This window comes from Paenibacillus sp. 01T424 (assembly GCF_056398745.1).
The window spans coordinates 1-15,887 of the sequence record NZ_JBFTPZ010000071.1 but is presented as its reverse complement, the minus strand read 5'-3'; the positions used below and the strand labels follow the sequence as shown (position 1 = coordinate 15,887).

The window sequence follows — 15,887 nt, the reverse complement described above, 5'->3', positions numbered from 1 at the left end:
TCATGACGCAACACTTGGACGATATTTTGGATGAAGGATTAAAGGGGTGAAGATTATGTTTCGGGCTGTCATTATTGAAGATGAGAAGCCGATATTGGAATTGATGAAGGTTATTTTAGGACGGAATACTAATTACACCATTGTGGGAGCGTTCACTAATCCTATTGAAGCACTAGAGAAGATGGAAGACATTAAGCCCGACGTAGCTTTCATAGATGTGGAGATGCCTAAGATGAATGGGCTTGAGCTTGCACGGAAAGTACGGGCGTTAACGATACAGACAGAAATTGTTTTTACAACTGCTTACAAGAACTATGCTCTGGACGCGTTTGGGGTAGAAGCGATTGATTATATTTTAAAGCCAGTAACACCTTCAACAATTGAACGGGTGACAGAACGTTTAGTTAATCGGCAGCGCGCAACTACAATGGTCATCCCTCAAAAGGATTTATCTATGATCCAATGTTTTGGTGGGTTCGAGGTTCGCAATTCGGAAGGGGTTCCTGTACATTTTCGGACACGCAGGGCTGAGGAGCTGTTTGCCTATTTTCTGTGTCATTCGGGACGCAATATTAGCAAATGGCAGGTAATGGATTTGTTGTGGCCGGATATGCCGGAGGAGAGAAGCTCTTCCAATCTATACAATACAATTTATCTTATGAAGAAAATATTGAAAGAAAATGAACTCGGCATGAGCATTCGCAAAATGAATGATGGTTACATGATGGAAACGGGAAACCAAATGTATGATGCGCTAGCGTTCCAACGCTCAAATGTCTCTTTTGCCGAGGGGAAGCTGGATAGGGAGCAAATGGAGTATTTATGTGCGCTGTATCAAGGGCCGCTGCTGGATGGGAAAACCTATCTATGGAAAATACCACTGGAGGAAGCTTATTTTAAACAATACTCCACGATGACCAAAAAGCTAGTTGAAGATGATTTATTATCGAATGACTGGAATCAAGCGGAGCATCGCCTCGACAAATATTTGGCTGTTTATCCGCTCCATGAAGAGATGAATCAGCTTATGATCGATATTTATGAGAGACAAGGGAACAGAGAGAAGATGCTTCGACTATATACGAAATATGAGAGGGCCAGCCGCGAAGAGCTTGGAATAGAGCCGTCTTTGGAAATGAAGAGCAGGTTATCTACGTTCTAGATTCATTAAAAATATAGTTATAAACAATTAGAGCAGAGGAGTGTCCACTGTTCTTTTTTTGTTTTTTCGACATGTAGCGACGAATTGTGAGATTTTGTTGAGTTCTAATTGATAAGATTCTTCCAAACATGGTAATAGCCAATCACACGGTGGGAGAGAGGTCAAAAATATGCTTAGTTTAGTAAGGTCCAAGAAGATAATCAGTATGATTCTATTCGCGCTGATGGTCAACCTATGCTCGTCATTGTTTATGGAGGATGGGAGAAAGGTAAATGCGGCTGGAGCTGGAGAAGTTTCTGTATTTAAAAAAGCGTATATCACAAGCTTTAGCAATGGTACTGTCGATGTTGTTAATCTAACAGATTTGACTGTAGAAAAGGCTAAAATCACGGTAGGAAACCAACCGAACAGCGCTGCGATCAACCCCAATCAGAAGCAGGTGTTCATAACCAACAGAGCAAGCAATACGGTCTCGGTTATTGATCCGGCGAAGGATGAGGTAATCGCGACCATACCGGTTGGAGTTCAGCCTCATGGCGTTGCCTTTAATAAGGATGGAAGTAAAGCTTATGTGGCAAATGACTCAGGAAGCTCGATTTCAGTTATAAATACAGCCTCGCTTGTTGAGGAGAAAAAAATATCCGTAGCTACGCCTATTGCGATGGCATTGGTTGGGAATGATCTTTATGTTACCAGTAGAACCGGAAAACTCACGATTATAGATATAATAAGCGAAACAGTTGTGAAGGGAATTACCATTGAGGGGGAACTTTACGGACTCTCGGTTAATCCCTCGGGCACAAAGATTTATGTGGCTAACTTAGTAACTAATTTCGTAAATATAATTGATACGAATTCAAAAACTCACGAAGCGGATATACCGGTTGGCAGCATGACAACTGCAACAGAAGTTAGTCCTGATGGCAGTAAGATATTTGCAGCACATGGCTATAATGACTCTGTGTCAGTAATCAATGCGGCAACCCTTAAAGTGGATGCTACCATAAATGTTGATGCTAACCCTTACGTCATCGGCGTTTCCAAAGATGGTCTTCAAGCATACACGATTAATTATGGCTCGAGCAATATGAGTGTTATTAATACAACGACAAATTCGGTCGACAAAACAATTGAGCTCAGTGTGGGACCTTTTATGGTCGGAACCTTCATGGTTCCTGTTGCTATTGCATTGGATGCTGAACCTTCTGAACCGTCTGAGCCAGCTGATAATCAAGCTCCTGTTGTGACAGCACTAACTCCTGTTAAAGGTGCACAGAATGTTGGTGTGGATACTAATCTTAAATTAACGTTTGATGAGAAAGTAAAGGCACTGGCGGGTAAAAAGATAACGCTTTGGAAACCTCGGGAATTATCAATGATTAACGGACCAGATTACCCGATCTTAATAAGCGATGCAACGTTAGTAGAAACAATTGATGCAGGTGATTCGACAAAGGTAACAGTCTTGGATAATGTAGCAACGATTAATCCAGCAGCGGATCTGGAATATCAGACGAATTATTTTGTGAAGATTGAACCGTCTACTTTTACGGATATTGCAGGGAACGGCTATGCTGGATTATCAGCTGATGTCGAAATTCATGATGGTCAAGTACAGGATACAGTTACCGAATCATGGCATTTCAAAACGGTTTTTGAACCGGGCAGAGCCACACCGGATGGAACAAATCCAACGGCTCCAATTTTGCTAGAAGAAATATCTTCAACAGATACGAGCAAAATAACGATTTCTGGGAACAAAGTTACCATTAATCCAACGAAAAACATGAAAAACAATATCTATTATTATATCCTCATGGATAAAGGTGCGTTTCAGGACATATACAATAATGATTTTGATGGCATGTTCCAATTCATTCAGTTAATGAACGAAAACGTAATGTATATGGGTGAGCCGGGGAAGATATGGTTCTTCAAAACAGAAGCTGCACCAGACACAACAGCGCCGACAGCTACTGGATATACACCAGCGAATAATGCGCTTGATGTGGCGGTTGATGCGAGCTTACAGCTGACTTTTAGTGAGATTGTGGAAGCGATGGCAGGCAAAAACATTAGCATCCGCAAAGCAAGTGATGATAGTGTTGTTGAAACCATTGCAGCTAACGATACTGCAAAATTGACACTAGCAGGAACTAAGGCGACCATTAAATTGTCAACTAGTTTAGCTAACGATACGGGCTATTACGTTCTGATTGATGATGGAGCCTTTAAGGACAAGGCAGGCAATACGTATAAGGGTATTACAGGTAAGACGATCTGGAGCTTCAAGACAGCAAAGAGTTTTTCGCCACTAACTGTCACGACATTATCTCCTATTGATGATGCTCCAGCAGTGGCCACCAACTCCGATTTGTTGCTAACTTTTAGCGAGAATGTACAAGTGATTCCGGGTAAAAAGATTTTTATCAAGAAGCAATCTGATGACAGCATTGCTCATACTTTTGAAATTAGCAGCATAAGCGATGTAAGTGTATCGGGTAATAAAGTAAAGATAAATCCTTACCTAATGGTACCGGATGCTCCAGGGAATTATTTGGAATACAATACTGCTTACTATGTTCAAATAGAAGCGGGAGCACTGAAAAGCACGACCAGCAGTGCACAATACGCAGGTATTGCAGACAAGACAACTTGGAACTTCACTACAGGCGCTGCTCCGGAAAAAAACGAACTGAAGGTTACAGCGTACTCACCTGCCGGAGGGTCAAATAGTGTTTCTCAGAGTACAGCTCTAAAACTGACGTTTAGCACAAATGTTCAGGGAGTAAACGGCAAGAGCTTTGAAATTAGAAAGAAGTCTGACAATAGCGTTGTGCATAAAGTGAGTATCGGAGAAATGGGAGTCGATATATCGGGAAATACAGTAACGATCAATCCTCCAATCCTCCCGCAACCTGGCAATGGGCCTAAGGTCGAATATTTGGAGCCAGGTACAGAATATTACGTCTTAATTGCAGCTGGAGCTTTGAGGGATAAAGACGGAAACAGCTATGCGGGTATTTCTGATAAATTAGTATGGACCTTTACCACGGAGCCAGATTTGGAACTGGATACAGACGGAGATGGTATTCCAGATTCGACTGATCCAGACGATGATAACGATGGATTGACGGATGAGCAAGAAGCGAAAACAGGTACAAATCCGAAAGATCCAGACACCGACAAGGATGGAATCAATGATAAAGATGATCCATTCCCAACGGATGCAGCTAAGCCGGGTACAGTAAACGGTGAGCTGGATACAGACGGAGACGGCATTCCAGATTCGACTGATCCAGACGATGATAACGATGGATTGACGGATGAGCAAGAAAAAGCAATTGGAACGAATCCAAAAGATCCAGACACGGACAGAGATGGTGTCAATGATAAGGATGATTATTATCCGTTGGATCCAACGAGATCCAGTTATTCAGGCAACAACTCGGGTGGCAACGTGACGCCAAAGCCCGATAAGCCTGATCCGGTTGAAGTTCCAGATCATAAAGAAGTCAAAGCTTATATTATTGGTCATCAGGACGGAAGCTTTAAACCAGAGAAAGGGATTACACGTGCTGAAATGGCAGCGATACTTGTTCGCATACTGGGCAAGGAAGCTGAATTATCTTCCGTGAGCAGCACGGGCGTTGATGCTGAGCATTGGGCTGCAAAATACATTACAATTATTACCGAATTGGGTTTAATGGTTGGTTATCCAGATGGCAGCTTCAAACCAAATCAGACGATCACTCGTGCGGAAATGGCTGTTATTATTAATCGATTGATGGAGCATATTGAAACCGGCGGCAAAAGCTTCTCTGACATTAATGGGCACTGGGCACAAACAGCCATTGATCAGGGGACTGCAGCAGGAATTTTCAACGGATATAAGGATGGTACATTTGCGCCAAACCGCGTTCTTACGAGAGCAGAAGCTGTTGTCATATTCAATAGACAGCAGGGCAGATCTCCTCTAGCAGGAGCAGATCAACAATGGAGTGACGTTTCGCAGAAGCACTGGGCGTATGAAGATATTCAGACTGCGAGCATCGACCATGAGATTAAAGAGCAATAATGCTAACGGTCATCTAGAGCATTTCAGTAAGAACCTGATTCTCTAAAACTAAAAAGCAGCCTGCCTCACAACAGCTTAAGTTGTGAGAGTGGGCTGCTTTTGTTTGTTTGATAAACGATTGCTTTTAAGCCCAACTCTTCTGTTGGAGATCCAGTTCCTTTTATGTGGAAATTAAGAAGTGATTTGCCGTTTACATTGATGTTCTCCCTGTATGTGAGATATAATAGGAAGAATGATTACAGGAATAGGAAAGGAAGAATACCTGATGAGCATTTCACCTAAGGATGTAGACCATGTAGCAAGACTTGCGCGGTTAGAGCTATCCGATTCGGAGAAGGATCAGTTTACGGAGCAGCTCAATGCGATTTTGAAATATGCGGAAAAGCTAGAAGGCTTGGACACGGAAAATATTGAGCCAACCAGCCATGTGCTCCCTATAACGAATGTAACGCGCGCGGATGAGAAACGCCCGTCGCTGCCGATCGAGAAGGTTTTGTTGAATGCGCCTGATGAAGAAGATGGACAATTTAAAGTACCTGCGGTGCTTGAATAATACGAATGGGTTTAATTTGAAGGGAGGAACTACTGTTGGCACTGTTTGATTTGCGCCTGCAGGATGTACATAACAAGCTTAACAATAAGGAACTGTCTGTTTCTGAGCTGGTTAGCGCATCATTTGCGAGAATTGCGGAAACTGAGCCTGCTATTAAGGCTTTTATTACATTAAATGAAGAGAATGCACGCTTGCAGGCTTCCGAGCTGGACAAGCAATTGCAAGAAGGCGGCGACCAAGGTTTATTGTTTGGATTGCCGGCGGGTGTTAAGGATAATATTGTGACTGAAGGTCTACTGACCACTTGTGCGAGTCAGTTCTTAAGCAATTACAATCCTATCTATGATGCCACTGTTGTTCGCAAGCTGAAAGCAGCTCAGTCGGTAACGATTGGCAAGTTGAACATGGATGAATTTGCGATGGGCGGTTCCAACGAGAACTCCAGCTTCTATCCAACTCGCAATCCATGGAATACGGATTATGTTCCAGGCGGCTCAAGCGGCGGATCGGCAGCTTCGGTTGCTGCTGGACAAGTTTATTTCTCGCTTGGCTCCGACACTGGCGGCTCGATTCGTCAGCCAGCTGCTTATTGCGGTATCGTTGGCCTCAAACCAACATATGGCCTAGTATCACGCTTTGGACTTGTTGCTTTTGCATCTTCTTTAGACCAAATCGGTCCGCTTACCAAAAATGTTGAAGATTCCGCATTTGTGCTGCAAGCCATTGCTGGTTACGACACAAGCGACTCTACATCAGCGAATGTGGATATTCCAGATTACACAGCAGCTCTTACAGGTGATGTAAAAGGTCTGCGTATCGGTGTGCCTAAAGAATACCTAGGAGCTGGTATTGATCCGCGTGTGAAAGAAGCGGTACTTAAAGCGCTGGCAGTATACGAATCACTGGGCGCGACTTGGGAAGAGGTTTCACTTCCGCATACGGAGTATGCAATCGCTACTTACTATTTGCTTGCTTCCTCGGAAGCATCGTCAAATCTAGCTCGTTTCGACGGCGTACGTTACGGTGTACGTGCGGAAGATCCTGCAAATCTCATTGATTTGTATAAGAAATCCCGCAGCGAAGGATTTGGCGCTGAAGTAAAACGCCGGATTATGCTTGGAACCTATGCTCTAAGCTCTGGCTATTATGACGCATATTATTTGAAAGCTCAGAAGGTGCGTACACTTATCAAGCAGGACTTTGACCAAGTGTTCAGCCAATATGATCTCATCATCGGACCTACGGCTCCGACACCTGCGTTCCGAATCGGAGAGCAAGTTGGAGATCCATTAACGATGTATTTAAACGATATCTGTACGATACCGGTAAGCTTGGCTGGCGTTCCTGCCATTAGCGTTCCTTGTGGAACGGCAGATGGCTTGCCGATTGGCTTGCAAATTATCGGGAAAGCGTTCGACGAATCGACGGTGCTGCGCGCCGCTCATGCGTTCGAGCAGCATACAGAGCATCATAAACAACGTCCGCAGCTATAAGCGGATCTATATACGTTTACGAAGGGATCGATACGAATGTCTGAACCGAACAAATACGAGACGGTTGTCGGGCTGGAAGTCCATGTGGAGCTGCATACGAACAGTAAAATCTTTTGCGGCTGCTCTACGGCTTTCGGCGCGCCGCCGAATACCCATACCTGTCCAGTATGCCTTGGACATCCCGGCGTTTTGCCGGTATTGAATCGCCAAGCCGTTGAATATGCAATGAAAGCGGCAATGGCTTTGAACTGTCAAATTGCAGATATCAGCAAGTTTGACCGTAAAAACTATTTTTACCCCGATTCGCCAAAAGCGTATCAGATTTCGCAATTCGATCAACCGATTGGTGAACATGGCTGGATTGATATTGAAGTGGGCGGAGAAACCAAACGAATTGGGATCACAAGGCTGCACCTTGAAGAGGATGCAGGCAAATTGACTCACGTCGATGGCGGTTATGCATCACTTGTCGATTTCAACCGTGTAGGTACGCCGCTAATTGAGATCGTATCAGAGCCTGATATTCGTACACCTGAGGAAGCTAAAGCATACCTCGAGAAAATCAAAGCCATCATGCAGTATTGCGACGTTTCTGATGTGAAGATGGAAGAGGGCAGCTTGCGCTGTGATGCAAATATAAGCCTTCGTCCATACGGACAAAAGGAATTTGGTACACGTGCGGAGCTTAAGAACATGAACTCCTTCCGCGGCGTTCAGCGCGGCCTTGAGTATGAGCAGTTCCGCCAAGCGGAAATTCTCGACAGCGGTGGTGAGGTCATTCAGGAGACTCGTCGTTTTGACGATGCACTTGGTAAGTCCTTCTCTATGCGCGGCAAAGAAGAAGCACATGATTATCGCTACTTCCCGGACCCGGATCTAGTACAGCTTCATATTAGTGAAGATTGGAAGCAAAGCATTCGTGCGACAATTCCAGAATTGCCTGATGCGCGCAAAGCGAGATATACGGCTGATTACAGCTTACCTTCCTATGATGCTGAAGTTATTACTTCATCTAAGAAGCTTGCTGATTTCTTCGAGGAGAGCCTTTCCTACACGAAGGATGCCAAATCCGTATCGAACTGGATCATGGGTGATTTGCTTGGTTATTTGAATGCCAACGGTCAAGAAATTACCGATGTGAAAATTACTGGACAAGGCCTAGGTGAAATGATTGGTTTGCTTGAGAAAGGCACAATCAACGGTAAAATTGCCAAAACGGTATTTAAAGCGATGCTGGATTCAGGCAAGCTACCACAGCAGATTGTAGAGGAACAGGGTCTCGTTCAAATCAGTGACGAAGGCGCTATTCAAGCCATCGTTAACCAGATCGTTGAAGCAAATCCGCAATCTGTTGAAGATTACAGAGCAGGTAAAGATAAAGCAATTGGTTTCCTTGTTGGTCAGGTTATGAAGGAATCAAGAGGGAAAGCAAATCCTGCACTCGTGAATAAGCTGCTTGTAGAGCGCTTGAAATAAGAGCAGTTGCACGCAAAAAGACGCGGTTCATCAACATGATGAACCGCGTCTTTCTTTTTGAACATCACTCTGGACAGAAGACCTGTAAGCTCCATACGCTGCATACAATTATGTTACAATAGCGAATATAGAAAGGTCGGGATTGTTTATGCTGCTAAGTACACTTCATAATCCTTGGTATATTAGTGAACTTCATATTTTATTAAGGCTGCTGCTTGCCTTGCTATTGGGCGGACTTATTGGCTTCGAGCGAGAACAGTCGAATCATGCTGCTGGACTTCGAACGAATATTCTAGTTTGTTTAGGTTCTTGCTTGTTGATGCTGCTATCCATGTACGGTTTCTCAGCATTTGTCGACGAGCCTAACGTACGGGTTGACCCAGCGCGACTTGCAGCCGCAGTTATTACAGGCATTGGATTTCTAGGTGCAGGTACTATTTTATTTACCGGAAAATCAATAACGGGTTTAACGACAGCGGCGTCCCTATGGGTCGTTTCTGCAATTGGATTAGCAGTCGGAGCAGGCTTTTATTTTGCATCAGCTACCGCAACGATCATGGTTCTTGTAACATTATGGGCGTTTAATAAGCTGGAAAAAAGGTATATTAGTGCAAAGAAAGAGCACTTGCTCAAAATAAAAGCTAATAATTTATCTCAAGCTATGCTTGAATTAAATAGCCTACTGACTGATCGGAAAATCATCATGAGAAAAATGCTGCTGGAAGAATGTGAGGGTGAAGAGGAAGGCGAGCAGATTTTGCTGCAGGTGTATATTACACTGCCTAAATCAGAAGCATTGTTAGTGCTCCTCGATAATATAAAGCACTTGGAGGGTGTACGTTGGGTCAGCTCAGAATAAAACGAATAAAAAATAGACTTCTCACCGTATTATTCGCATTTGCTATGCCAGGAGCAGGACATATGTATACGGGACAGCATCCGAAAGGCTTACTGTTAATTGCGGCCTTTTGGCTGGATTTGACGGCGATTGTAAGGTTAGCCGATTCAGATGGCGGCAGACATTTGCTGTTGATCGTTTATTTAGGTATTATGCTTCCTATCTTTTATTTTATTAGCGTGTTTGATTCCTTGCAAAGCGCGGATGTCGATAATAACAACCCCGTTGCACTGAATCGCACACATGGTATTTTACTTTTGGCGGCGGGAAGCGTCATGCTTATTTTAGTGAAGCCTCCACAAGCGATTTTACCCTGGATGAATGAACTAGCGGAGTTATGTGTTGGCCCGATTATTATAATCGCTTCAATATTGCTGCTGTCACGTTCAAGGAAAGGAAGAGTTACTATGTTTAAGCTGGGACGCTTTACAGCAGCGGCACTGGTATTGGTCGTGGGAGGATTGCTTCTCTGGGATCAAATTCAAGGACGGAATGATATTTCATTGCTTGGTCAATGGTGGCCGGTTATTTTTATATTGTTAGGTTTAGAAATCATTCTATACAGCATAAAGTTTAAAGACATAGAAAAAAAGCTTCGATTTGATATTGGAGGCGCGATGATTGCTGTTGCGATTTCGTTGACCGCTTACGTTGTGACCCAATACGCGGATATTCCTTATCGTTGGCTGGATCAATTTAATGTTGATTTGAACGGGGCAGCAGAATTTGGAGAAGAGAAAGGATTTCATTATGAGAAGACCATCATTAAGGTTCCTTTAGATGAAGCGATTTCTCTCATTCGTGTTGTTAATCCCAATGGGCAAGTAACCATTCGATCGGGTGACGTACAGGAAATAGAGCTTTTGACTGCTGTATGGGTTGATGTGCCAGGCAAAACGGAGGCTGATGCGATCGCAGAGCAATCAACCGTCAAAATTAATCCAGGCGCTGAAGTAACGTTGGAGGCGAAGGGTCAAACCTATGGCGCTAACGGCAGCAGAAAACCGAGAATGAATATGATTATTACCGTACCAATGTCTTTGTCTGATCAGGTTGAGGTTAATCAACAGCCTACAGAAACACCGTTATCCTTGGGTTCGGAAAGTATTGATACGATTGGCGAAGAAGTTGATGCGGGAGCATCTGATGTTGATTTGAACGATCAGTCCGCAACTGAAAAGCCTACGGATACAGATGCAGGTTTAAATGGTCAATCTGAACAACCGCCTCAGAATGCTGAGGAACAGAAGCCTGTATTAAAGATGAAAGTTGAATCAGGCAATGGTTCAATTGAAGTCATGAATTTGACGCTGCCAGGCGGCCTTGAGCTCCGAAGCAATAGCGGAATTGTTTCCGTAAGCAACATTAAAGGTCCTATCTCCGTCAAAGGTAATAATGGCGGAATTAATGTGAAAAGCATAACCGGTGATACCAGTCTTGAAACAAAAAATGGTACGGTTACTGCAGATTCTATTGAAGGTAAGCTTTATGCCAATACACTCAATGGCAGTTTGGAGATCAAGCAGATTGATGGAAACATTGAAGCAGAAACAAAAAACGGGAAAATCAAAATGGACGGTGCAGGCGGTTCTGTTAAAGCGGATACGCTGAATGGGAACATTGAACTAAGCAGTGCTGAAGTTAGCGGAGATTGGGATCTCGATAGCTCCGTCGGAGAGGTAAAGCTTGCAATACCGGCGAATGCTCATTTTACGATGTATGGATCGGTAACTTTCGGTAATATTGTGTCCGATTTGCCGCTTGAAGTAAGTAAGAAAACGATAAGAGGCACTATTGGCGACGGCACTTTCAGGATTCAGATTAATGCTACGAACAGCATTGCAATTAAGCAATTTGGACTATCCTAAAAAGGCGCTTTCATTGACAAACTCTTAAATAAGAACGTACAATAGCTTTAATAACTTTAAGGAAGGGCGTGAGGGGAATGGGAGCCAGCGTTAACTTAGCACTTGAGCAACTGAAGATGAATGGCGTCCGAATGACCCCGCAACGTCACGCCATATTAAGCTACTTGATGGACTCGATGTCGCATCCGACTGCAGATGAAATTTATAAAGCGCTCTCACCAGTTTACCCGAGCATGAGCGTAGCTACCATATATAACAATCTGCGTTTATTTGTAGAAGCTGGATTAGTGCGTGAGCTGACTTATGGCGATGATTCAAGCCGGTTTGATTCGGATTTATCCGATCATTACCATGCCATTTGCAAAAATTGCGGTTCAATCGTCGATTTTAATTATCCACCGCTGCTTGAGGTAGAACGTGCAGCGTCACGTGTAACAGGTTTTGTGGTTGAAGGACATCGGATGGAAATTTACGGTGTTTGCTCGACTTGCAATACTAAATCAGCGAAATAATTGGCGTTATGCCTACAAGAACGTGCCGGGAAGCGATACAACGCTAATCTGCACGTTTTTTAATAGTCGAATAGTATTTTGAAGTTAACATTACAGGAGAGTGATGACTTGGAAACGATGTACAACCGAGCGCCACGCCGAAAAGGCAACAGAGGTGTTCGGAGCATAATATTGTTGTTTTTGTTAGGAGTAATAGCTGTCTTTTGTTGGTATGGATATATGCGTTTTATTCCAAACAATGAAAAGGTAGAACCAAATTATAAGTCAGAGCATCCTATATTTATTCAAGGCGTTGAAGCGGAGCAAGGAGCTATTATCGAAAATGATGAAGTTAAGCTGCCGCTTTCGGTGCTGGAGCAGGTATTAGGAGCGGACAAGCCTATAAGATATGAGCCTGATTCAGGTTCAATCATTTTGACAACTGCCAATAAGGTGCTTCACCTCAAGACGGATTCTTTAACGGCGACTATCAACCAAAAACCATATGATCTAACGATTACTGCAGAAACGTCTAATGATACGGTCTATATTCCTGCAGAACCTTTGGAGGAGTTATATGGGCTGAAAGTAGAATTCGTAAAAGAGACAGGCACAGTAACGCTGCTGAATGCAGGAGACATGGTTCAGCTCGCTGAGGCTACACCTGAGAAAGGGGCGGCTATTCGAACCGAAGCGACTATTCGAGCGCCTTTTGTTCAAAAAGTTCCTCAATCACAGTCAATAAGAATTTGGAAAGAGCAGGAAGGTTGGCTGCTTGTTCAAAACAGCGAAGGCATCATCGGTTTTATGAATAAAAAAGATGTGAAGCTTACTTCTATTGAGAAAATGCCCGAGCAGGCGTCAGAACCTCCATTTATTGCGTGGAAGGTGCTCGGCAATAAAATTAATATGACATGGGAAGCTGTTTATCAACGGAAAATCGATACTGCCAAAATAGCGCCGATGCAGGGAGTAAATGTCGTAAGTCCAACCTGGTTTGAACTTGCCGACGACAAAGGAACAATAAAAGGCAAGGCTGATCCCGCATATGTAAAATGGGCACATCAGCAAGGGATGCAGATTTGGGCGCTGTTCAGCAATAGCTTCGAGCCTGATCGAACGACAAAGGCATTAGCGTCAGTGGAAACTCGGTTCTCGATGATACAGCAGCTGATCGGCTTTGCTCAAGTATATGGATTGCAAGGGATTAATTTAGATTTTGAAAATGTACACACGTCGGATAAAGCTAACTTTGTACAATTTGTTCGGGAGCTGACTCCGCTTTTACACGAGCAAGGCTTGGTTGTCTCCGTGGATGTAACGCCCAAGTCGAATAGTGAGATGTGGTCGCTGTTTCTTGATCGTGCAGCGCTTGGCAATGTTGTAGATTATATGATGGTCATGGCTTACGATGAGCATTGGGCTGCGAGTCCAAAATCGGGTTCGGTAGCATCGCTGCCTTGGACAGAGAGTTCTCTTGTTCGTATCATGCAGGAGGATGCAGTACCAGCAAGTAAAATTATTTTAAGCATGCCTCTGTATACCCGGATATGGACTGAAAAAAAAGGGGAAGACGGTAAAATAGACGTTTCCTCAAAGGCAGTAGGCATGAAGAAGGTTAATGAGATTATTACGACTAAGAAACTTAAGCCAGTGTTTGATGCAAAAGCAGGTCAGAATTACGTGGAATATACGGAAGACGGAAATTTGATGCGAATATGGATTGAGGATGAAGTATCCATTAAAGCTCGAGTAGCGCTTGCGCGTAAATATGATTTAGCGGGTGTAGCAACATGGCAGCGTGCGTTCCAAACGGAAGCTATTTGGAAATCTATCGACGATTCTCTTAAGCTTAGGCCATAATTCATTTATAAATGTTAAATAAGAAACGCCTCCTCACATGTGAAGACATGGAGGAGGCGTTTCTTATTTTTATAATGCTGCGATCAAAAGTTGGTTTTATTAGCTTTTTACCTTCTTAGTAGAATAAAGGTTGTTTCCTAAGAAAGAATCAACCGTATATTCACTATAGGTTAAACTTGCTGTTCAGAAGGAGTAGTTGTTGCTTGTGCAGGATCAAGCGTAAGTATCGTTTTGCAATACATACAACGATCTGTTTTTCCAAGCATCTTGGTTGGACGCGAGCATTCTGGACACTGAAGCATTGTGGCGCTTGTTGACATCATGCCAGCCCAGAAATAAACGGCTACGCTGATTAACAAGGAGATCATGCCGATTACCATGAAGATAGCAGCAATAATTTTGCCTGCTTGTCCCCAAAAAACAATGCCGGCTGTTCCGAGTATCATGACTCCCATGCCAACAAGGGTGAAAACGAGTCCCCATAGACGGAATTCATTGATTTTGGCTGACTTGAAAAAGAACTTATTCATGTATTCATACCCTTCCTATGACCAATGACTTATGATTTTGAAACAGTTTCTGAGTTAGTAAGCAGGAATGTGCCTCCAACCTGTCGAAAAAGAATAAAACTGTAGAATATTATTATAGCGTAATAAAATGTGATTAGCTATATGGAGGAACCAGTGGAACATATAAAAGCGTACTTCTCGGACAGCTATCGAGATGAACCTCATTTAATCGGTTTGGCTGTTATTGAAAACCCATATCCTTATAATCCTTTAGCTGATGGATTAGATTCATTAGTACTTGTTGTAATGAATGAAGAGATTGAGCGGAATGATACGGAGCATGTCCAAATCGAGGATCAACGGGTATTGATTCGAACGATTGATTCGAATGGATTGAGTGAATGGTTGTCTGGTGGCGAAAACCGCAATATTATCGAATGGCTAGTTCGGGGGGAGATCTTGGTGGATCGCGACGGCTATCTGAGCAGTGTTCGTGAACGTCTGCTTCAGTTTCCTGCTTCAATGCGGGAGCAAAAGCAGTTTGCTGAATTTACGGGTTTCTTAAGAACGTATTTACAAGCAAAGCAGGATCTATTGGATGGTAATTTGTTGGATGCATACAGTCATGTGCTGACAGCCTTGCATCATTGGGCTCATATCGTTCTTATAGAAGAAGGAAGGCATCCTGAGCTAACCGTGTGGAAACAGCTGAAGCGAGTTCACCCAGGAATATATAAGCTCTACGAGGAGCTAACGGTAAGCCCAGAAACATTGGAGCAACGAGTACAATTAGTTATGCTTGGCTGCGAGTTTTCCGTTATGAGCAAAATGAAAACAAGCTGCGCGTTATTATTTAATATACTTGGCAGTCGCGAAGAGCCTTGGAGTATTGCGGAGCTGCAATCACACTCCACATTAAATATTTTGCATGGTGATTTATCACTTGTTCTTCAGAAGCTTGTAAAGCGGGAGTACATTCGTGAGGTTGCTGTTATGAATGAAGCAGGAGATATAGGTGCGCTTGAACTTCGATATATGAACAACGTGAAAACAAGCTAATGATTCAACCGTTTATAATAGTAGAAGCGCATGTCATGCCCTATGTTTATAGAGGCAGGCATGCGCTTCTTTTGTTTAAAATAAAAAGTAGAAAACATGCTTGACTTATATTAGTATCAGATGATATATTAGTACTCGCCGCTTTTACAGGATACATAATCGCGAAAACGACATTTTAAAAAAAATGTCGAAAAACGAAAAAAAGTACTTGCAAAGAGATAGGCAAACGTGATATATTATAAAAGTCGCCGATACGAAATACGCGGTTGACACGAAAGAAAAGATTGCTCTTTGAAAACTGAACAACGAGTAATAACTGCCTTGCAAATCCTTCGGGATGAGCAAATATAGCGATAAAAGTTATGAGCAAGTCAAACACCAATTTGGAGAGTTTGATCCTGGCTCAGGACGAACGCTGGCGGCGTGCCTAATACATG

The 15,887-nt window shown here is 43.2% G+C and carries 11 protein-coding genes; 10 read left to right on the top strand and 1 reads right to left on the bottom strand.

The features are described 5' to 3' along the window. Window positions 1–55 precede the first annotated feature (55 nt). From AC1DPK_RS32180 to AC1DPK_RS32140, 9 genes are all read left to right on the top strand, one after another. Window positions 56–1,162, top strand: a complete 1,107-nt coding sequence (locus tag AC1DPK_RS32180) for a response regulator (RefSeq protein ID WP_477512816.1) — start codon at window positions 56–58, stop codon at window positions 1,160–1,162. Window positions 1,163–1,367: 205 nt separating this feature from the next. Beyond that, the gene (locus tag AC1DPK_RS32175; protein WP_477512798.1) at window positions 1,368–5,240 is read left to right on the top strand and encodes an Ig-like domain-containing protein; all 3,873 of its coding nucleotides are present in this window, start codon (window positions 1,368–1,370) and stop codon (window positions 5,238–5,240) included. A gap of 265 nt (window positions 5,241–5,505) precedes the next feature. Next, a complete protein-coding gene (gatC, locus tag AC1DPK_RS32170; RefSeq protein WP_477512797.1) occupies window positions 5,506–5,793 on the top strand; it encodes an Asp-tRNA(Asn)/Glu-tRNA(Gln) amidotransferase subunit GatC in 288 nt (95 codons plus the stop codon). Window positions 5,794–5,828: 35 nt separating this feature from the next. Continuing rightward, complete coding sequence (gatA, locus tag AC1DPK_RS32165; RefSeq protein WP_076271889.1) at window positions 5,829–7,286, top strand: Asp-tRNA(Asn)/Glu-tRNA(Gln) amidotransferase subunit GatA; 1,458 nt, start codon at window positions 5,829–5,831, stop codon at window positions 7,284–7,286. Between the two features lie 36 nt (window positions 7,287–7,322). After that, complete coding sequence (gatB, locus tag AC1DPK_RS32160; protein ID WP_339207443.1) at window positions 7,323–8,762, top strand: Asp-tRNA(Asn)/Glu-tRNA(Gln) amidotransferase subunit GatB; 1,440 nt, start codon at window positions 7,323–7,325, stop codon at window positions 8,760–8,762. Between the two features lie 148 nt (window positions 8,763–8,910). After that, window positions 8,911–9,621 (top strand): MgtC/SapB family protein, encoded by a 711-nt coding sequence (locus AC1DPK_RS32155; RefSeq protein ID WP_076271891.1) that lies wholly within the window; start codon window positions 8,911–8,913, stop codon window positions 9,619–9,621. After that, entirely contained in the window at window positions 9,603–11,528 is a 1,926-nt protein-coding gene (locus tag AC1DPK_RS32150; protein ID WP_477512796.1) for a DUF4097 family beta strand repeat-containing protein, read from the top strand. Before AC1DPK_RS32155 ends, AC1DPK_RS32150 begins: the two co-directional genes overlap by 19 nt. A gap of 77 nt (window positions 11,529–11,605) precedes the next feature. Next, a complete protein-coding gene (gene perR / locus AC1DPK_RS32145) occupies window positions 11,606–12,040 on the top strand; it encodes a peroxide-responsive transcriptional repressor PerR (RefSeq protein ID WP_076271893.1) in 435 nt (144 codons plus the stop codon). A gap of 117 nt (window positions 12,041–12,157) precedes the next feature. Continuing rightward, window positions 12,158–13,882: a glycosyl hydrolase family 18 protein gene (locus AC1DPK_RS32140; RefSeq protein WP_477512815.1), complete on the top strand. Its 1,725-nt coding sequence runs from the start codon at window positions 12,158–12,160 to the stop codon at window positions 13,880–13,882. A 170-nt stretch (window positions 13,883–14,052) separates the two neighbouring features. Here AC1DPK_RS32140 and AC1DPK_RS32135 read toward each other — a convergent pair whose 3' ends face one another. Continuing rightward, complete coding sequence (locus tag AC1DPK_RS32135) at window positions 14,053–14,412, bottom strand: YgzB family protein (protein ID WP_076271895.1); 360 nt, start codon at window positions 14,410–14,412, stop codon at window positions 14,053–14,055. 153 nt (window positions 14,413–14,565) lie between these two features. Between AC1DPK_RS32135 and AC1DPK_RS32130 the strand changes: the two genes are divergently transcribed. Then, entirely contained in the window at window positions 14,566–15,450 is an 885-nt protein-coding gene (locus tag AC1DPK_RS32130; protein WP_441876898.1) for a nucleotidyltransferase-like protein, read from the top strand. The last annotated feature ends 437 nt before the right edge of the window (window positions 15,451–15,887 follow it).

Excerpts from the sequence above, each read along its gene's own strand:
- AC1DPK_RS32180 (WP_477512816.1), top strand. The coding sequence starts at position 56 with ATGTTTCGGGCTGTCATTATTGAAGATGAGAAGCCGATATTGGAATTG.
- AC1DPK_RS32175 (WP_477512798.1), top strand. The coding sequence starts at position 1,368 with ATGATTCTATTCGCGCTGATGGTCAACCTATGCTCGTCATTGTTTATG.
- gatC (WP_477512797.1), top strand. The coding sequence starts at position 5,506 with ATGAGCATTTCACCTAAGGATGTAGACCATGTAGCAAGACTTGCGCGG.
- gatB (WP_339207443.1), top strand. The coding sequence starts at position 7,323 with ATGTCTGAACCGAACAAATACGAGACGGTTGTCGGGCTGGAAGTCCAT.
- AC1DPK_RS32155 (WP_076271891.1), top strand. The coding sequence starts at position 8,911 with ATGCTGCTAAGTACACTTCATAATCCTTGGTATATTAGTGAACTTCAT.
- perR (WP_076271893.1), top strand. The coding sequence starts at position 11,606 with ATGGGAGCCAGCGTTAACTTAGCACTTGAGCAACTGAAGATGAATGGC.
- AC1DPK_RS32140 (WP_477512815.1), top strand. The coding sequence starts at position 12,158 with ATGTACAACCGAGCGCCACGCCGAAAAGGCAACAGAGGTGTTCGGAGC.
- AC1DPK_RS32135 (WP_076271895.1), bottom strand. The coding sequence starts at position 14,412 with ATGAATAAGTTCTTTTTCAAGTCAGCCAAAATCAATGAATTCCGTCTA.